General features: G+C 74.6%; 5 protein-coding genes. 2 read left to right on the top strand and 3 right to left on the bottom strand.

Annotated features, from left to right (window positions below; translation table 11 throughout):
* Window positions 1-196 precede the first annotated feature (196 nt).
* Window positions 197-514 (top strand): L-rhamnose mutarotase, encoded by a 318-nt coding sequence (locus tag DQW06_RS15920; RefSeq protein ID WP_013153329.1) that lies wholly within the window; start codon window positions 197-199, stop codon window positions 512-514.
* 45 nt (window positions 515-559) lie between these two features.
* On the opposite strand, the gene DQW06_RS15925 is transcribed toward DQW06_RS15920, so the two are convergent.
* A complete protein-coding gene (locus tag DQW06_RS15925) occupies window positions 560-1,195 on the bottom strand; it encodes a hypothetical protein (protein ID WP_117198822.1) in 636 nt (211 codons plus the stop codon).
* A gap of 58 nt (window positions 1,196-1,253) precedes the next feature.
* Here DQW06_RS15925 and DQW06_RS15930 point away from each other — a divergent pair, with 58 nt between their 5' ends.
* Window positions 1,254-1,538, top strand: coding sequence for a hypothetical protein (locus DQW06_RS15930; RefSeq protein WP_117198823.1), 285 nt, complete (start codon window positions 1,254-1,256; stop codon window positions 1,536-1,538).
* An 84-nt stretch (window positions 1,539-1,622) separates the two neighbouring features.
* Here the strand turns inward: DQW06_RS15930 and DQW06_RS29565 are convergent, their stop codons facing one another.
* Together DQW06_RS29565 and DQW06_RS29570 are read right to left on the bottom strand one after the other, a co-directional pair.
* Window positions 1,623-1,877 carry a hypothetical protein gene (locus tag DQW06_RS29565; RefSeq protein ID WP_232833040.1) on the bottom strand — a complete coding sequence of 85 codons (255 nt, stop codon included), beginning with the start codon at window positions 1,875-1,877 and terminating at the stop codon, window positions 1,623-1,625.
* Between the two features lie 43 nt (window positions 1,878-1,920).
* Window positions 1,921-2,118, bottom strand: a complete 198-nt coding sequence (locus DQW06_RS29570) for a hypothetical protein (protein WP_232833041.1) — start codon at window positions 2,116-2,118, stop codon at window positions 1,921-1,923.
* Window positions 2,119-2,295: the final 177 nt, after the last annotated feature.

The raw sequence follows: 2,295 nt of genomic DNA on the forward strand, positions 1-2,295 counted from the left end.
GGCACCCCGGACACGGGGAGCCTCCGCGGTCGGGCGCGCTCCCCGGTCCCGGAGCCGTTCCGGGGGGCGTCCGGCACACGGAAACCGGGCCCGGGCGACTCCGCCCGGCCCGACGTGCCGCAATCCGTACCACTTCGCGCAGAACCGTCATGGTCTGTCGCGCCTCATCCGTATCCGTCCCACAGGAAGGACGTCCGTGCAGCGCGTCTGCTTCATCCTCAAGGTCCGCCGGGAACGCCTCGCCGAGTACCGGGAACGGCACGCCGAGGTGTGGCCGGAGATGCGCGAGGCCCTCAGCGCCACCGGCTGGCACAACTACTCGCTGTTCTGCACCGAGGAGGGCATGGTCGTCGGCTACCTGGAGACCGAGGACTTCGAGGCCGCCCGCGCCGCGATGGCCGAAACCGACGTCAACGCCCGCTGGCAGGCCGAGATGGCGCCGTTCTTCGAGGGCCTGCCCGGCCGTCCCGACGAGGGCATGGTGCCGCTGACCGAGGTCTTCCACCTCGCCTGACGGGGAGGGGCCCGGTGCCGGGCCCCTCCCTCCGGGCGTTCGGGGTCACTCGGCGGGCAGGTCCACGCGGATCTCCCCGCCCAGCGACGCGCCGCCCTCCAGCTCCAGGTCGTCGCCGCTCCAGAACCGCCCCGGGTCGTAGTACCCGGGCAGGCGCCCCGAGGGCAGCAGGCCCATGGCCTCGTAGGTCAGGGCGATCACCTCGGCGCAGTAGGCGGTCTCCAGCGCGCGCTCGCGCGCGTCCCTCCCGAAGGGCAGCTTGCGCAGGGGCAGGCGTCCGCGCGCCCAGCGGGCGGCCATCTGGGTGGTGGAGGGGAAGGGGGTGCCGTTGAGCCGGGCGACCGTGCGCAGGGCGGCGTCCTCCATCGCGCCGTCCGCCAGGGGGTCGAGCTGGCGCAGCCAGCCGCGCTGGCCGTACTTGCGGCCCCACACCAGGACGGCGTCGCGCAGGTCGTGCAGCTGTACGCCGCGCTGGTGCCTGCCGGTCCACACGTCGGGCAGGGACCGGCCGAGTTCGGCGTGCCACATCAGCGGCGGCAGGTCCTCGACCACGATGGACATGCCGACGTGGTTGACCGGGCTGTTCGTGGTGATCTGGATGGCGCGGTCGGCCGCGCTCGTGCCGCGGAAGACCCAGACGTCACCGGTCCGGGTGAGCTCCAGCGCCTCGTTCAGGGACATGCTCGTGTCTGCCACACCCACTAGCCTAGGGAACATGCGTTGGTGGAAGGCCCTTGGAGTGGCCGCTTTCGTGGGCGTCGCGGCGACCGGCGCGGTGATCGCGCGGGACCAGCGGCAGCGCCGTGCCTACACCCCCGAACAGGTCAGGGACCGGTTGCGTGAGCGCGCCGCCCAGGCCGGGGCCGCCGGGACGGACGAGGCGGCCGGAACGGCCGTGGAGCCGGGGGAGGACCTCGGGGTGCCCGTGTGGCGCCGTCGGCTGTCCGGGCTGGCCGCCGGGGTGCGGCGTTCCGCGGCGGCGGCCCTGGGGCTGGTGAGGGGCCGCGTCGACCGTTCGGTCTGAGGCGGCCCGGCGGGGGAGGACCGGCGTCGAGCCTCCCCCCGCGGCGGGCTGGGAAAGCGTGTGGCCGGTGTGTCCCGTGTGTCGTCAGAGCGCGGCGGCCGGTCGGTCCGGGTCGGCCAGGCGGGAGACGCCGGGAACGGCCAGCGGCACGAGCGTGGTCACCAGCCCGGCCACGGCCGCGCCGACCAGCACGGGGCGCGGCCCCACGGTTTGGGCCAGGGCCCCGGCCAGCGCGTACCCGGCCGGTTCCAGCGCGAAGCTGCCCACCTCGTCGACGCTGATCACCACGCTGAGCAGGTCCTGGGGGATCGCCCGTTGCAGGGCGGTGTGCCAGTACACGCCCAGGAGCATATGAAGCCCGTGCCGGTGGCGGCGTAGCCGGTCAGCAGCAGCCAGGCGGGCACGCCACACCGCGCGCGCCCAGGACCAGGCCCAGGAGCAGCGGTCCGTGTCCGGCCAGCACCAGGCCGACCACGGCCACGGGCAGCATCGCCGAGCCGAGTTCGCCGGAGCCCCCGCCCGCGAGGAGGAGGCCGAACCCCCGGTGGCGCAGGGTCGGGTGCAGCGCACGCGTACCCATCGGGGCCTCCTTGTGACAAAGCCCCCAGTGTGCCGGTGGCCCCCGTGTCCCGGCGAGTGGTTTTCCGGCGGACGCGGGACGGTGACGGTGTTCTTCGCGGCCTCTCCGGCGGCGGAGGAGCCGGGTGTTCCCGCGTGTTGCGCGGGTAGGGGGGCGTGTTCCAGGGCGGGGGGAGCG

Source organism: Nocardiopsis sp. TNDT3 (assembly GCF_003427465.1).
Classification (GTDB): domain Bacteria; phylum Actinomycetota; class Actinomycetes; order Streptosporangiales; family Streptosporangiaceae; genus Nocardiopsis; species Nocardiopsis dassonvillei.